This window comes from Bacillus sp. SH7-1 (genome assembly GCF_008042405.1).
Classification (GTDB): domain Bacteria; phylum Bacillota; class Bacilli; order Bacillales; family Bacillaceae_G; genus Bacillus_A; species Bacillus_A thuringiensis_N.
Window position 1 is genome coordinate 108,724 of the sequence record NZ_QNUD01000010.1, and the last position, 15,041, is coordinate 123,764.

Below are 15,041 nucleotides of genomic sequence, written 5' to 3' on the forward strand. Positions count from 1 at the left end.
TTTTCTGTATATTTTAACATTTATTACGTAAAACAAAAAGAAGAGACTTATGCCTCTTCTTTTTGTTTTATTGCCTGTATTAATTCACATATTTCTTCTCGCTTTTCATTTTCTAACAGCTCAATGACTTTACTTCCAACGACTACTCCATCACATATTGTAATCATTTCTTCTACATGTTCCTTTGTTGAAATACCAAACCCTGCCACTACCGGTAAATGTGTATGTGATTTTACTTTTTCTAAGTAACTATGAATCTCACCTTTAAAGTTTTGACGTACTCCTGTTACGCCTGCTACTGTAACGGCGTAGACGAATCCTTCTGATTCACTCGTAATTTTTTCGATTCGCTCAATAGGGCTCGTTACTGTAACGAGTGGAATTAGTGCAATATTTGCCTCTCGAAGTAACGGGGCAATAATATTTTGTTCTTCATAAGGTAAGTCCGGAACGATGATGCCGTCTACACCTGCTTCTATGCAGTTTTCGATGAATCGTTCTTTTCCGAATGCGAGTACTGGATTTAAATATGTCATGAGTACAAACGGAATTTGCACTTCTTTCCTTACCTCTATTAATGCTTGAAAAATACCTTTTACTGTTACACCGCTATCTAGCGCTCGTTTCCCTGCTCTTTGAATCGTTGGACCGTCTGCGACTGGATCTGAAAACGGAATGCCGATTTCAACGATGCTCGCTCCTGCTTCATCTAAAAAACGAATTCTTTCTTTTAATTTTTCAAAGCCACCATCTCCGCCCATTACATACGGAATAAATGCTTTCTTACCATTTTCAAACGCTGCTTTAATTTTTTCTACTCCCATTTTTTACACCTCTTCCATATAACGTTTTATACTCTCTACATCTTTATCCCCGCGGCCAGATAAACAAATGACAAGTCCTTCATCTTCCTTCATTTGCGGAGCTAATTTTAATGCGTATGCGACAGCATGTGAACTTTCTAGCGCTGGTATAATGCCTTCTTTTTTCGTTAATAATTGAAATGCTTCTAACGCTTCATCATCTGTAATCGAATGATAAGAAACGCGGCCAATATCTTTTAGCAAGCTATGTTCTGGACCAACACCTGGATAATCGAGTCCCGCCGAAATAGAGTGTGCTTCTTGAATTTGCCCTTCTTCATTTTGCAGAAGATACATCATTGATCCGTGTAAAACACCGATGCTTCCTTTCGTTAAAGTTGCTGCATGCTTTTCTGTATGAACGCCTTTTCCAGCTGCTTCTACGCCGTAAAGAGCAACTTCTTCATCATGTACGAACGGATAAAACATACCCATCGCGTTACTCCCACCACCAATGCAAGCAACGACTGCTTCTGGTAATTTCCCTTCTAATTCTTCATATTGTTTTTTCGTCTCATTCCCAATTACACTTTGGAAATCACGGACAATTTGCGGGAATGGATGTGGTCCGAGAACGGATCCCATAATGTAGTGCGTATCATGCACATGTGAAACCCAGTAACGAAGCGCCTCGTTTACCGCATCCTTTAATGTACCGCTACCTGCCGCTACACTTTCTACTTTCGCTCCGAGTAATTCCATTCGGAACACATTTAATTTTTGACGTCTCACATCTTCTTCTCCCATAAAGATGACGCATTCTAATCCGAGTAGGGCACATACAGTAGCTGTTGCAACTCCGTGTTGTCCAGCTCCTGTTTCAGCTACAACTTTTTTCTTACCCATTCGCACTGCAAGTAGTGCCTGACCGATTGTATTGTTAATTTTATGAGCTCCTGTATGGTTCAAATCTTCACGTTTTAAATAAATCTTGGCACCACCGCAATACTTCGTCATATTTTCAGCATAATATAGCGGTGTTTCTCTTCCGACGTACGTTTTTAAATAATGATTTAATTCCTTTTGAAATGCTTCATCTTGCATCGCTTCTTTATATGCTTCTTCTAGTTCTAGTACAGATTGCATTAACGTTTCTGGAACGTATCGTCCTCCGTATATACCGTAATGTCCTTTTTCATCTGGATATGCGTAGTTCATTTGGAACACTCCTTCGCTTTTATAATAAATTGTTTTATTTTCTCTACATCTTTCTTTCCTTCTGTCTCCACTCCGCTACTTACATCGACCATGTATGGCTGAACAGTTCGAATTGCTTCTTCTATATTAAGAGCGTTTAATCCACCAGCTAATATCGTTTTTTTTCGCAATTCTTTGGGCATATGCCCAAGTAGTTCCCATGAAAATGTCTTTCCATTTCCTCCATGAAACTTTTCTTTTGGGCTATCAAATAATATATAATCCGTTTCATACCCTTGAGCGTTTTTCATATCACTCTCTGAAGTTACTCCTAGTGACTTTATAGACGGAATATTCAATCTTTTAATTTGATAATTGTCTTCATCCCCATGTAGTTGCACATGTGTTAACCCGCACTCATCTGCAATTTTTTGAATTACTTCAACTGATTCATTCACGAAAACACCGATCTTTAACACATTTGCTGGAAGCTCCTGAATGATTTCCTTCGCTAGCTCTGGAGTGATTTTCCGCTTACTTTCTGCAAAAACAAATCCGAGTGCATCTGTTCCGTATTCGCAAGCACATTTTGCCGTTTTCATATCAGTGATCCCGCAAATTTTCACTTTCATACGTTCACCTTACAATCTTCAAAAAAAGTGCGAATAGAAGATGATGTCATAAGCGCTTCTCCAACTAATACACCTTTTGCTCCGGCTCTTTTAACACGGATAATATCTTCTTTTGAATGAATCCCGCTCTCGCTAATCCAAAGTAATTTCTCCTCATTTAATCGTTTTCCGAGCTTTTCTGTTTGGCCTAAATCGACTTCAAATGTTTTTAAGTTACGATTGTTAATACCGATAACGTGTGGATTTAATTCAATCGCAATTTCTAATTCCTGTTCATCATGAACTTCAACAATTGCTTCTAATCCTTTTTCTCGTACGTAGCTATACAGCTCTTTTAACTTCTCTTTCGTTAACGCCGCTACAATTAGTAAAATAATATCTGCACCAGCTTCATACGCTCTATCGATTTGAATCTTATCGATTATGAAATCTTTACATAAAAGAGGAATGTTACTTTCTTCTCTTGCCGTTTGTAAATCATGAAAAGATCCTTTAAAAAATTGACCGTCTGTTAAAACAGAAACTGCACCAGCGCCGCATTCTTCATATGTCTTCACTTGTTTTCGTACATCAACGTGTAAATTGATATCTCCTTTTGATGGTGATGCCCGCTTTACTTCTGCGATGACAGTAAACTGCTGTAACGCTTCTAAAAGTGAATGTGTCTTTCTACTTTCTTTTATTGGTGTATATGTTTCATATAATGCCGCAACTTCCTTTTTCTTTTGGTCTACAATTTTGTCTAAAATCGTCCCCATTTTAATTCACCCTTTCTAATTTTTCATTGCTTGCTGCAATTAATAAGTTTAATTTGGCTAATGCTTTTCCAGCGTCAATGCTATGTGCCGCGAGTTTAATTCCTTCTTCAATCGTTTCCGTTTTTCCATTTGCGAAAAGAGCTAGACCTGCATTTAATAAAACTGTATCGCGATAAACACTCTTTTCTCCGCTCAATACGCCGACTGTAATCTTTGCATTTTCTTTTGAATTCCCCCCTCTAATTTCTTCATTTTTCACGCTTGAAAAACCATACTTTTCTGGATCAATACTCATTTCTACTATTTCATTATCTTTTAAAAGGACTACATGATTTTCTCCTTGCAATGACGCTTCATCTAAAAAACCACTTCCATTTACGACAAGCGCTTGTTTCCGACCTAACTTTTGTAATACTTGTGCAACTGGTAATAACATATCTCGTTTATAAATACCGACAAATTGTGTTTCTAAATTCACTGGATTTGTTAAAGGACCAATTAAATTAAAGATCGTCGGCACGTTTAACTCTTTTCTTATTTTCATAATGCGCCTTAGCGCTGGATGCATCGCTGGTGCAAATAAGAATGCAATGCCCACATGCTCTAATAAATAATCAATTTCGTTTGGCGTACTGCTAATATTTACACCGAGTTCTTCTAATAAATCTGCACTTCCTGTTTTACTAGAAACAGCACGATTACCATGTTTTGCAACCTTTACGCCAGCTCCTGCCAGTACAAATGCTGACGTTGTGCTAATATTAAATGTTTGAGCACCGTCACCACCCGTCCCGCAATTGTCCATTGCTCCTTGTATATGGTTCGAAAACGGCAATGCCTTTTCGCGAAGAGCCCGAACGAGACCGTATATTTCTTCTGCAGTTTCACCTTTCGCTTTCAGTAAGACTAAGAAAGCTGCAATTTCACTTTCTAATATGTTTTCACTTAATAAAAGTAGTCCTGCTTTATACATTTCCTCTTCTGTTAAATGTTGACCCTCCACTAATTTACGAAGATAGTTATTCATACTCTTTCCTCCTCTTTTACTTCTGTTAAAAAGGCACGTATTAACTTTTCCCCTTCTTCTGTTGCGATTGATTCCGGATGAAACTGTAATCCGAAGAGCGGATAATAATTGTGACGGACTGCCATTATTTCTCCGTCGTCCATCGCTGTCGCTAATATGTCAAAACACTCTGGCAAGCTCGTTTGCTCTGCAACAAGGGAATGATAACGCATTGCCGTTAGCGGCTGTGTAGCGTATGAAAAGATTGACGTTCCGTTATGTTTCACACGCGATGTTTTTCCGTGTTTAATACGTTCTGCTCTAACAATGTCTCCTCCAAATGCAGCTATGATCGCTTGGTGGCCAAGACAAATCCCTAATATGGGAACGTTCTTATAAAAATGACGAATCACTTCAATACAAATGCCAGCATCCTCTGGTTTTCCTGGTCCTGGTGAAAGTACAATACCTTTCGGCTTCATTTCTTCTAATTGTTCTATCGTTATTTGATCATTTCTTACGACAACAATATCTTCTTCGTATTCGCCTAACAGTTGATACAAGTTATATGTGAATGAATCATAATTATCAATCAGTACAATCATTTCATTACCTCCAAAAGCGCTCTCGCTTTATTTAACGTTTCTTCATATTCAGCAACTGGGTCTGAATCGTAGACGATACCCGCTCCTGCCTGAACGTATGCTTTTTCATCCTTTACGACCATCGTTCGAATGGCGAGCGCCATATCAAGATTTCCTGAAAAACTAACGTATCCAACTGCACCGGCGTATACATTTCTTTTTTCATTCTCTAGCTCATTTATAATTTCCATCGCTCTAATTTTCGGAGCGCCTGAAACTGTCCCTGCTGGTAAACAATACGCTAATGCATCAAATCCACTCATTTGTTTTCGCAATGTTCCGTAAACTTCAGATACAATGTGCATAACGTGAGAATATTTTTCTACATTCATATATTTATCTATCGTAACTGAGCCAATTTCACTTACTCTACCAATATCATTCCGCCCAAGATCCACAAGCATCATATGCTCTGCTAGTTCTTTCTCATTTTCTAACAGTTCTTTTTCAATTTCCGCATCTTCCTGCTTCGTTTTCCCTCTCGGCCTCGTACCGGCAATTGGGTTCGTCATCACTTTATCGTCTCTTACCGATAACAAACTTTCCGGCGAAGAACCGAGTACAACATAATCTTGAAAATCGATATAGAACATATATGGTGATGGATTGGCAATTCGAAGTTTTCGATATAACGCGAACGGATCCCCAATACATTCACTTTGCAAACGCTGCGATAATACAACTTGGAATATGTCCCCGGCTCGAATGTGTTCTTTCGCCGTTTCTACCATCGCGCAAAATTCTTTTTCCGTTATAGAAGAAGTGAATGATAATGTTGATTTTATTTCAGTTACTTCAGCTTCTTCTCCCTGTAGCAATTCCTCTTTGTATACTCGCAGCCTTTCGTATACTTCTTCATAAGAAGCTACATCATCTTCCCTGCATACATATACAAATGATAATTTTTGGCGTAAGTGGTCATACACGATAAACTCACGGTACAGTAAAAGGTGTACTTCTGGAATATTCAATGGATCGTGTAAATCCTCTCCAATGTTTTCATACTGTCGAATGACGTCATAGCCAATATAACCAACTGCTCCTCCGCAAAATGGAAACGGACTGTCTACTTGTGTTGACGCGATTACTTCTTCTAACACTTGTAGTACGTTACCTTGCAACTCTTCTGTTTGACCGTAAATCGTTCGTTCCACTTCTGTACCGATACTTTTCACTTCACCATACGGATTACATCCTAAGTAAGAATAGCGTCCTTTATCTTGATGAAGTTGTGAGCTTTCTAATAAGAACCTCTTCTTACCTTTCATACGTCTATATAAAGAAATTGGCGTAATGCTATCTCCTTCTTCTTCAGCGATTACTAAAAATGTTTTTCTTTGTTCTTTCTGTTTTATAAATTCCTCTTTTGTCATCATGTCTTTCACCTCATCCTGAAAAATAAAAAAGTCCTCTACATATCGAAAATATGTAGAGGACGATAAATTTACCGTGGTACCACCTCATGTTGGACGCAAAAGCATCCCGCTTTATTCAGGTACAAAATATATACCTTATCCTTGTAACGGCGGAACCCGGGTTGCCTACTGAAAATAATTGTTCAGCATACCTCTCGTAAGCCCATTCCGCATATGGCACCGCACCGGGCTCCCACCTATTCCCGGCTCTCTGTAACGTCTCCAATACACGTACTCTTCTTACTTAAACGATTTCATTTATTTAATTTTTTATACACAAAAAGGGAGTACTCATCCTATAGAAAGGACGGGTACTCCCGTGGTGCCACCTTAATTCGTTACGACTGTAACGCACTTTACCGTATCAAAAACAATACGTGTCTCTTGTATCGATGAGATCATGTCGCCAAAGCCTACTTCTTTCGTTTCGGTTTGGAAGCTCCGAAGCCCATTCCACATCAATTCCATACTGATTCGCACCAACCATCAGCTCTCTGACATGTTCATCATGTGTACTCTTCTTCATCAACGCTTGCATTTTTTTAAGTTGCACTCATTATAGACCTGACTTTTTTCACAAGTCAATACTTTTTTAAAAATTTTATTTTTCTTTCCTTTCAATATTATATTGACAAAACAACCTCTTTTTATGTAAATATAATAAATACTCTATTAAAAATAAGGTTTTTTGTATGAATATTATATATTAAAAAAGTAAAATGACTTCAAAAAACGCTTACATTTCTGAAAATTCATATTTCTGTATGGATTTTTCAGAATAATCATGATAGATTATAAATATGCATAACGCATCAAAAGACATGACAAAAGGAAGGGGAACTACATGAGTACGCAGATGTTAACTTTAACTTCTATCTCTATTTACATGCTCGGGATGTTAGTAATTGGCTATTTCGCCTATAAACGAACGTCCAACTTAACAGATTATATGCTTGGCGGGCGTACACTAGGCCCCGCAGTAACAGCATTAAGTGCTGGAGCATCCGATATGAGTGGTTGGCTTTTAATGGGCTTACCCGGTGCAATGTTTAGCGTTGGATTAAGTAGTAGTTGGATTGCGATCGGCCTAACACTAGGCGCATACGCAAACTGGCTTTATGTCGCTCCTCGCTTACGTACCTACTCTGAAATGGCAAACAACTCTATTACTATCCCAGAATTTTTGGAACATCGTTTCCACGACAAATCTCACATGCTACGCTTAGTATCCGGACTTGTTATTATGATTTTCTTTACTTTTTATGTAGCTTCAGGATTAGTTTCAGGCGCTGTATTATTTGAAAATTCATTTGGTATGAACTACCATGTGGGATTATTCATTGTTGCAGGCGTTGTTGTCGCTTACACATTATTTGGTGGTTTCTTAGCAGTAAGTTGGACAGACTTCGTGCAAGGAATCATTATGGTTGTTGCTCTTATTCTTGTTCCTATCGTAACAATTATGAACTCGAACGGACTTGGACCTGCATTTGATACAATTCGATCTGTAGATCCAACACGTCTAGATATTTTTAAAGGTGCCTCTACTTTAGGGATTATTTCTTTATTCGCATGGGGCCTTGGTTATGTTGGACAACCTCATATTATCGTACGCTTTATGGCGATTTCCTCTGTAAAAGAAATTAAAAGCGCACGAAGAATTGGTATGAGCTGGATGATTTTCTCTGTTGTCGGAGCAATGTTTACTGGTCTTATCGGTATTGCTTACTACTCACAACAAGAATTAACATTATCTAACCCAGAGACAATTTTCCTTGAACTAGGAAAAATTTTATTCCATCCACTTATTACTGGATTTTTATTAGCAGCGATTTTAGCAGCGATTATGAGTACAATTTCATCTCAGTTACTCGTTACTTCTAGTGCTATAACAGAAGATTTATATCGTACATTCTTTAAACGTTCTGCTTCTGATAAAGAACTTGTATTTGTCGGTCGTATGGCTGTACTTGTTATTGCATTAGTTGGGTGTGCATTAGCGTTTAAACAAAATGATACGATTTTAGCTCTTGTTGGATACGCTTGGGCTGGATTTGGTTCTTCATTCGGACCTGCTATTTTATTAAGCTTATATTGGAAACGCATGACAAAATGGGGCGCACTTGCTGGTATGATTTCTGGTGCTGCGACTGTTATTATATGGACACAATTTAAATTCTTAAAAGACTTCTTATATGAAATGATTCCTGGTTTCGCTATTAGTTTACTAGTGATCATAATTGTTAGTTTACTAACACAACCTTCAAAAGAAGTTGAAGAACAATTTGAGGATTTTGAAAAACAACATAATCTATAAAGGGAAAGCTCTGCTGTTATCGTATCAGCAGAGCTTTCTTTTTATCAAAGTTCGACAATGTTCTGTTCGAATTTAACAATTTCTTTATGTTTCGTTAAATTAAACATAACACTACTCCTTTATAGTAGTACTATCAGCACTTAAACAGAAAGGGGACTCCAACATGTTAGCAGCTTTCCAGCAACAACAAACACGAAAATTTTCACCTATCACAAATACTTCTGCGTCTTGTTTGAACATACAATCTAATCCACCTAAAATTTCAATTGCTCCTTCTGTTATTTCAGTCATCGGTGTTCATATGGAAAAAAATAAGTTGAAAGTAAGAACGGGACAAAGCATTGAGTTATCAGCTTCCGTTTTGCCAGTGCAAGCAACGAATAAAGAACTTATTTGGACAAACATGAATGCTGATGTTATCACAATGTATCCAAAAGATGATACGATAACGATTACTGGAAAAAGTGCCGGAAGAGCCGTCGTAATTGTCACAACTGCTGAAGGGAAGTTCCGTGACCTATGTATCATTCATGTACAACCTTATATGACAAATCCAAAGTAAAGAGTGGCTACGAAGCCACTCTTTTACTTTGTGTCAATGTGTGGATTTTTCCTTTTAACTAAATTGATGAATTGTTCCTTATCTTTAGGAGAAATAATTTCTGTTTGATGTGTGCAGTAAACCATTTCAAGTCGGTCAAATGATAAAGCATGAGCTGCTATTGGGTTTTTCGTACTTGAAATTCGTTTTATATCTCGTATAAATATGCGCTTTTTAACGAAACCTGATCTAATAGTAATTGTCTCTTCTCCGACAATATATTTTGTTGAAAACCAACTCCAAATAAATAATATGGCTAATGGGATTGTGAAAAACAAAAGAAAATGTTCTCTTCCGGCAAATATTGGAGCAAAGCAGGCACCTACAACAATAAAAAAGATTGGATATAACCATGCATCTTTTTTTGATGGAAATTCCATTGTACTCCCCCCTTCTCCATCTAAATTTCTATAAAATGATACTATAATCTGATCTCACCAATCGGGTGTTTATAGGCAGTAGAACTCCCACAAATAGCGGCATAAAACAAAAAGAGAAGTATCATAACTTCTCTTTTCTCCTCTAACATTATAATTCCTGTGTATACGCTGGCTCGTTTACTACATTTTTTGCTGTTCGTTTTTGTTGCTGTAGTAAGAAAACAGATACACCAAACAATACGAGCATGCTACCGATAATTTGCATTGCATTTAGTCTTTCCCCAAGTAAGAAGAATGCTAATATAGATGCTCCAACTGGTTCCCCTAAAATACTCATCGAAATTGTTGTTGCATTTACGTAGTTTAATAACCAATTATTAATGACGTGTGACACTGTCGGCACGACTGCAAGTAAAAGAAAAACGGTCCAATCCCACTTTGTATAACCTGTAAAAGGTACTTGCAACACTATATTATAAATTCCCATAAAAATACCCGCGAATGCAAAGACTGTAAAGCTGTAAATCCAGTGTGATACTTTCCTTACTGTCGTTTGCCCGATAAACAAATAACCGACAACCGCTATTACACTTAAAAAGGATAATATATCTCCATAAATTGCTTGTTCACTTAGTCCTAAATCTCCCCACCCAATACACATTACGCCTAGTATCGCAATTCCCATTGTCGCAATAGCTGAGTATGTTGTTCTTTCTTTAAATAAGAAAAAACCCCCAACTAAAGATATGATCGGTTGGAGCGCTAAAATAATCGTCGAACTAGCAACTGTCGTATGCTTTAAAGATTCAAACCATAAAAGAAAATGAAGTGCTAAAAAGAATCCAGATCCAATTAAAAATCCCCAATCTTTTATTTGAATCTTACTAAACTCTTCCCGTTTCTTCCAAACGATAGGCAGCATAATAAGTACGATAATCCATAATCGATACATACTTAATATTGAAGATGGTGCTGAGGACATCTTTACAAAAACTGCTGCGAATGAAATGGCTATAATGGAAATTGCTAATGGTAGTGCGATTGACTTTTCTTGTTTCAAATTCCGTCTCCCCTCTCGCCTGTCAAAAATCCCACTTCATTATATCCGTTTTCTTTCCTAACTTAAATACTAATTTTTTAGATTCTTCGTACCATTATGGTAAAATAGAAACGAAAGCACCTATTAGTGAATATTTCTTTCTTTTTCACTACAAGCGTCGCTCTTACAATCATTACAGTAAATTTTTATTTAGGGGGATCTACATGAATCAAACAATAGGGAGAATTGAAGAGATTTCATTTTATAGTGCATCACTTCAAGAAGATGTTACACTTCTCGTTTACTTACCAGTAAATTACACACCACTGCACAAACATACAGTTGTAATTGCACAAGATGGTAGAGATTATTTTCAGCTTGGTAAAGCGCACCGTGTAATTGAGCGCCTTCGTGAAACTGAAGAAATTGACCGTACAATTATCGTCGGTATTCCATATAAAAATGTACACGATCGTAAAGAAAAATATTTCCCAAATGAAGTAAAAAACGCTGCTTATATTCGTTTCCTTGCTCATGAACTTACACCGTATATCGATGAAAATTATCCAACGTACCAAATGGGAAAAGGTCGTGTGTTAATTGGTGATTCCCTTGGCGGAACAGTTTCCTTTATGACCGCACTTATGTATCCGCATACATTCGGTAAAGTCGTTATGCAATCACCATTTGTGGACGAAACAGTGATGAACTTAGCAAAAGACTTCAAAACTCCGGAGGCACTGGAGCTTTATCACGTCATTGGGACAGAAGAAACAGCTGTAAAGCGCACTGATGGGCAAGTATCTGATTTCGTAGGGCCGAACCGTGAGCTCAATACACTTCTGACAGATAGAAATTTCATCACGCATTACGAGGAATTTGAAGGTAATCATACGTGGAAATATTGGCAAACTGATTTACCGAAAGCTTTCTCTCATATGCTATCAATGAAATAATAGAGAGCAGTATTCAGAATAATTTGATATAATAGATTAAGAGAGTTATTTTCTCAAAATCTAACTAGACTTACAAAGGGAGGAATTGGAACATGAAATTAGGCATTGTAATTTTTCCATCTAAAATGATTCAAGATAAAGCGAACGGATTGCGTAAACGTTATGATCCGCACTACGCATTAGTTCCGCCACATATTACATTGAAAACACCCTTTGAGACGCAAGATGATCAACTAGAATCGATTGTAAACGAGTTACATACAATCGCAAGTAAAACGAACCCTTTCACCCTTCATGTTGGGAAAGTTGGTTCATTCGCACCTGTTAATAACGTCCTTTACTTTAAAGTAGAAAAAACACCTGAACTTACTTTCTTAAATGAAGAAATGCATAGCGGGTTATTCACGCAAGAACGCGAATATGCTTTCGTACCTCATTTAACAATTGGACAAGGCTTATCAGACGCAGAGCATGCTGATGTGTTGGGCCGATTACGTATGAAAGATTTCTATTATGAACAACCAATTGATCGTTTCCATCTTCTATATCAATTAGAAAATGGAACATGGACTGTACACGAAACATTCCACCTTGGAAAGGGGAACAACTAATTTGCACGCACAGATTGTACAAACGGATGAACAACTAAGAGATGCCTTCTCTGTACGTAAACAAGTGTTTGTAAATGAACAACGTGTCTCTGCTGAAGAAGAGTACGATGAGTTTGAAGAAACTTCAACACACGTTGTTATATATGACAATGATGTTCCAGTTGGTGCTGGACGTTTTCGCACCATTGATGGCATTGGAAAAATGGAGCGCATTTGTGTACTAGCTTCCCATCGTAAAAAAGGCATTGGAAAAATTGTTATGGATGCACTTGAAGCATATGCAAAGGAACACTCGCTACCAAAATTAAAGTTGCATGCCCAAACACATGCTGAAGATTTCTATAAGAAACTTGGATATGTAACGAATTCTGATGTATTTATGGAAGCAAATATTCCTCATATCGTTATGATAAAAGAATTGTAATTTGAAAACAGGAGGTATCCCCTCCTGTTTTTTACATTGCTATTTTCTTTTTCTTCCGCTAAAGTTAAATGTTGATGCTATAGTTTTGAAGGTGAATATATGACACAAGAAAAATTTTCACAAAAATCATTAACGCACGCTGATATTCCACGTGCAACATATCATATTCCGAAAACATCTACCCATTTAATTATGGAAGAAGATGCAGATGCGGCGTATTTCCGCGCCCTCGAACAGCAAAATGTATTTTTAAACGAGAAACAGTTAGAGGCCGTACGAACGACAGAAGGTCCTGTTCTTACATTGGCTGGTGCTGGAAGCGGAAAAACATCTGTTTTAACAACCCGCGTAGGTTATTTAGTAAATGTAAAACAAGTTCATCCGCGAAATATTTTATTGCTTACATTTACACAAAAAGCGGCTGAAGAAATCCGAAATCGTGTAGCAAATTTACCAGGTATGAATCATGCGGCAAGTAGCTACGTTGTTGCTGGTACGTTCCACTCTGTCTTTTTAAAATTGCTTCGTAGTCAAGGATACAATCAGCAAATTTTAGCCAACGAAAAACATAAACAAATTATGATAAAGAAAATTTTAAAAGAGTTACGTTTAAAAGATGATTATGATGCTGAAACGATGCTCGCGATGATTTCACTTGAGAAAAACAAATTGAATCGTCCGAAAGATGTAAAAGCAAAAACACCCGTTGAACAAGAATTTAAAGAAGTATATGAGCGTTTTGAAGAAGTAAAACAACGATATAATTATATCGATTTCGATGACATCTTATTAGAAACATATTATATGTTAGAAAATAATGCTCCTTTGCTTACTCAATTACAACAACGTTTCCACTATATTGAAGTAGATGAGTTCCAAGATACATCGTATGCACAATATGAAATTGTAAAATTGTTAGCTTCGCCAAGAAATAATTTGTTTATCGCAGGTGATGACGACCAGGCGATATATGGCTGGCGAGGAGCAAGTCACCAAATTATTTTATCTTTTCCAAAAGAATTTGATAACACTACGATTATCGCACTTAATACGAATTATCGATCCAATCCTTTTATCGTCGGACTTGGAAATGAAGTTATCAAACTAAATCAAGAGCGTTTTGATAAAGAGCTATATTCTGTGCGCGAAGAAGGTATACAACCTTTTTACGCAAGACCGGCTACGACTCTTGATGAAGCAAACCAAATTTTGCAGCTCATTCAAGAAAAGATAGCTAGCGGTGAACGAAACTATAAAGATTTTTGTTTACTGTATCGCACACATTCCGTAAGCCGTTCGTTACTTGATCAGCTTACAATTCATAAAATCCCGTTTATTAAGCACGGTGCGAGTCAGTCATTTTATGAACATTCTCTAATTAAGCCTGTATTAGATCATTTACGACTAGTAATTGATCCGTTTCAATTAGAATCACTTTCAAATATATTACCAACGATGTATATCGGGCGTGATGATTGTATTTCATTTATTGAACGTGAACAATGGAAGTATGGTGAAGGTCGTTTTCCTTCTCTTCTTCATTTCTTACTATTAAATCCAAGCTTAAAACCTTTTCAAGTGAAAAAGGTAAATGAGCGTATCGATTTTATTAAATTTATAAAAGAATTAGAACCGAAAAAAGCATTAAAAGAAATTATTCATGGTAAAGGAAAGTATTTAGAGTACTTACAAAGTAACGATCGTTCTTCCTTTACGATGCATAAAGATATACAAGAAGAAATGTTAGAAGAATTAATGGAGTCGGCAAATCGTTTCACCGATATTCCAGCTTATTTACAATTTATTGGTGAAGCAATTCAAGGTCAAAAGGAAATGGAAGCATTAAAAACAATGCCGCAAAAAGATGCTGTTTCACTTATGTCTATTCATAACGCAAAAGGCCTTGAATTTCCATGCGTCTTTTTACTTGGAGCGAGCGATGGTATTCTCCCCCATACTTCTTCTTTAAAAGATGCAAACGATCGTGTTACAGAGACTTCTGAAGCTTTAGAAGAAGAACGCCGACTACTTTATGTCGCAATTACACGTGCGAAAGAAGAACTTTACATTTCCTCTCCGCAATTTTTTAGAGGAAAGAAATTAGATATATCTCGTTTTTTATATACAGTGCGAAAAGATTTACCTGAAAAGACATCCACTAAATAAGGATGTCTTTTTTTTATTGCATTATGTACATCCCTACTATATAAATTCCCTGCTTTTATCGTAAGAATTAACGTAATATCAACCATACCTCA

Annotated in this window: 15 protein-coding genes and 2 other annotated features; of the genes, 6 read left to right on the forward strand and 9 right to left on the reverse strand. The window is 37.0% G+C overall.

Annotated elements, in window-relative coordinates; translation table 11 throughout:
- Positions 1–47 precede the first annotated feature (47 nt).
- From trpA to trpE, 7 genes are read right to left on the reverse strand one after another with little or no spacing between them, the layout of a single operon-like run.
- Positions 48–824: a tryptophan synthase subunit alpha gene (gene trpA, locus DN390_RS12320; RefSeq protein WP_147807442.1), complete on the reverse strand. Its 777-nt coding sequence runs from the start codon at positions 822–824 to the stop codon at positions 48–50.
- A 3-nt stretch (positions 825–827) separates the two neighbouring features.
- Positions 828–2,021, reverse strand: coding sequence for a tryptophan synthase subunit beta (gene trpB, locus DN390_RS12325; RefSeq protein ID WP_147807443.1), 1,194 nt, complete (start codon positions 2,019–2,021; stop codon positions 828–830).
- The gene (locus DN390_RS12330; RefSeq protein WP_147807444.1) at positions 2,018–2,632 is read right to left on the reverse strand and encodes a phosphoribosylanthranilate isomerase; all 615 of its coding nucleotides are present in this window, start codon (positions 2,630–2,632) and stop codon (positions 2,018–2,020) included. The genes trpB and DN390_RS12330 overlap by 4 nt, the downstream gene beginning before the upstream one ends.
- Complete coding sequence (gene trpC / locus DN390_RS12335) at positions 2,629–3,390, reverse strand: indole-3-glycerol phosphate synthase TrpC (RefSeq protein ID WP_147807445.1); 762 nt, start codon at positions 3,388–3,390, stop codon at positions 2,629–2,631. Before trpC ends, DN390_RS12330 begins: the two co-directional genes overlap by 4 nt.
- A 1-nt stretch (position 3,391) precedes the next feature.
- Entirely contained in the window at positions 3,392–4,417 is a 1,026-nt protein-coding gene (trpD, locus tag DN390_RS12340) for an anthranilate phosphoribosyltransferase (RefSeq protein WP_060629984.1), read from the reverse strand.
- Complete coding sequence (locus tag DN390_RS12345) at positions 4,414–5,001, reverse strand: anthranilate synthase component II (protein ID WP_147807446.1); 588 nt, start codon at positions 4,999–5,001, stop codon at positions 4,414–4,416. The genes trpD and DN390_RS12345 overlap by 4 nt, the downstream gene beginning before the upstream one ends.
- Entirely contained in the window at positions 4,998–6,416 is a 1,419-nt protein-coding gene (trpE, locus tag DN390_RS12350; RefSeq protein ID WP_147807447.1) for an anthranilate synthase component I, read from the reverse strand. The genes DN390_RS12345 and trpE overlap by 4 nt, the downstream gene beginning before the upstream one ends.
- Positions 6,417–6,468: 52 nt before the next feature.
- Positions 6,469–6,713 (reverse strand) — a binding site (T-box leader).
- A 42-nt stretch (positions 6,714–6,755) separates the two neighbouring features.
- Positions 6,756–6,993, reverse strand: a binding site (T-box leader).
- 306 nt (positions 6,994–7,299) lie between these two features.
- Between trpE and putP the strand changes: the two genes are divergently transcribed.
- Positions 7,300–8,772, forward strand: a complete 1,473-nt coding sequence (putP, locus tag DN390_RS12355) for a sodium/proline symporter PutP (RefSeq protein WP_097949588.1) — start codon at positions 7,300–7,302, stop codon at positions 8,770–8,772.
- Between the two features lie 163 nt (positions 8,773–8,935).
- On the forward strand, positions 8,936–9,334 hold the full coding sequence (locus DN390_RS12360; RefSeq protein WP_060629980.1) for an Ig-like domain-containing protein: 399 nt from the start codon (positions 8,936–8,938) through the stop codon (positions 9,332–9,334).
- A 23-nt stretch (positions 9,335–9,357) separates the two neighbouring features.
- Here the strand turns inward: DN390_RS12360 and DN390_RS12365 are convergent, their stop codons facing one another.
- Both DN390_RS12365 and DN390_RS12370 read right to left on the reverse strand, forming a co-directional pair.
- Positions 9,358–9,753 (reverse strand): PH domain-containing protein, encoded by a 396-nt coding sequence (locus tag DN390_RS12365; protein ID WP_147807448.1) that lies wholly within the window; start codon positions 9,751–9,753, stop codon positions 9,358–9,360.
- Positions 9,754–9,901: 148 nt separating this feature from the next.
- A complete protein-coding gene (locus tag DN390_RS12370; protein ID WP_147807449.1) occupies positions 9,902–10,813 on the reverse strand; it encodes a DMT family transporter in 912 nt (303 codons plus the stop codon).
- A gap of 203 nt (positions 10,814–11,016) precedes the next feature.
- Between DN390_RS12370 and DN390_RS12375 the strand changes: the two genes are divergently transcribed.
- The 4 genes from DN390_RS12375 to DN390_RS12390 all read left to right on the forward strand — a co-directional run bounded on the left by DN390_RS12375 (position 11,017) and on the right by DN390_RS12390 (position 14,949).
- The gene (locus DN390_RS12375; protein WP_147807450.1) at positions 11,017–11,748 is read left to right on the forward strand and encodes an alpha/beta hydrolase; all 732 of its coding nucleotides are present in this window, start codon (positions 11,017–11,019) and stop codon (positions 11,746–11,748) included.
- Positions 11,749–11,840: 92 nt separating this feature from the next.
- A complete protein-coding gene (locus DN390_RS12380; protein ID WP_060629974.1) occupies positions 11,841–12,359 on the forward strand; it encodes a YjcG family protein in 519 nt (172 codons plus the stop codon).
- 1 nt (position 12,360) lies between these two features.
- Positions 12,361–12,783 carry a GNAT family N-acetyltransferase gene (locus tag DN390_RS12385; protein WP_097949585.1) on the forward strand — a complete coding sequence of 141 codons (423 nt, stop codon included), beginning with the start codon at positions 12,361–12,363 and terminating at the stop codon, positions 12,781–12,783.
- Positions 12,784–12,882: 99 nt separating this feature from the next.
- Positions 12,883–14,949: an ATP-dependent helicase gene (locus DN390_RS12390; RefSeq protein WP_097949584.1), complete on the forward strand. Its 2,067-nt coding sequence runs from the start codon at positions 12,883–12,885 to the stop codon at positions 14,947–14,949.
- Positions 14,950–15,041 lie beyond the last annotated feature (92 nt).

Coding starts and splice junctions, on each gene's coding strand:
- DN390_RS12390 (WP_097949584.1), top strand. CDS start 12,883: ATGACACAAGAAAAATTTTCACAAAAATCATTAACGCACGCTGATATT.
- trpA (WP_147807442.1), bottom strand. CDS start 824: ATGGGAGTAGAAAAAATTAAAGCAGCGTTTGAAAATGGTAAGAAAGCA.
- DN390_RS12345 (WP_147807446.1), bottom strand. CDS start 5,001: ATGATTGTACTGATTGATAATTATGATTCATTCACATATAACTTGTAT.
- DN390_RS12360 (WP_060629980.1), top strand. CDS start 8,936: ATGTTAGCAGCTTTCCAGCAACAACAAACACGAAAATTTTCACCTATC.
- trpE (WP_147807447.1), bottom strand. CDS start 6,416: ATGATGACAAAAGAGGAATTTATAAAACAGAAAGAACAAAGAAAAACA.
- putP (WP_097949588.1), top strand. CDS start 7,300: ATGAGTACGCAGATGTTAACTTTAACTTCTATCTCTATTTACATGCTC.
- trpB (WP_147807443.1), bottom strand. CDS start 2,021: ATGAACTACGCATATCCAGATGAAAAAGGACATTACGGTATATACGGA.
- DN390_RS12380 (WP_060629974.1), top strand. CDS start 11,841: ATGAAATTAGGCATTGTAATTTTTCCATCTAAAATGATTCAAGATAAA.
- trpD (WP_060629984.1), bottom strand. CDS start 4,417: ATGAATAACTATCTTCGTAAATTAGTGGAGGGTCAACATTTAACAGAA.
- trpC (WP_147807445.1), bottom strand. CDS start 3,390: ATGGGGACGATTTTAGACAAAATTGTAGACCAAAAGAAAAAGGAAGTT.
- DN390_RS12375 (WP_147807450.1), top strand. CDS start 11,017: ATGAATCAAACAATAGGGAGAATTGAAGAGATTTCATTTTATAGTGCA.
- DN390_RS12330 (WP_147807444.1), bottom strand. CDS start 2,632: ATGAAAGTGAAAATTTGCGGGATCACTGATATGAAAACGGCAAAATGT.
- DN390_RS12365 (WP_147807448.1), bottom strand. CDS start 9,753: ATGGAATTTCCATCAAAAAAAGATGCATGGTTATATCCAATCTTTTTT.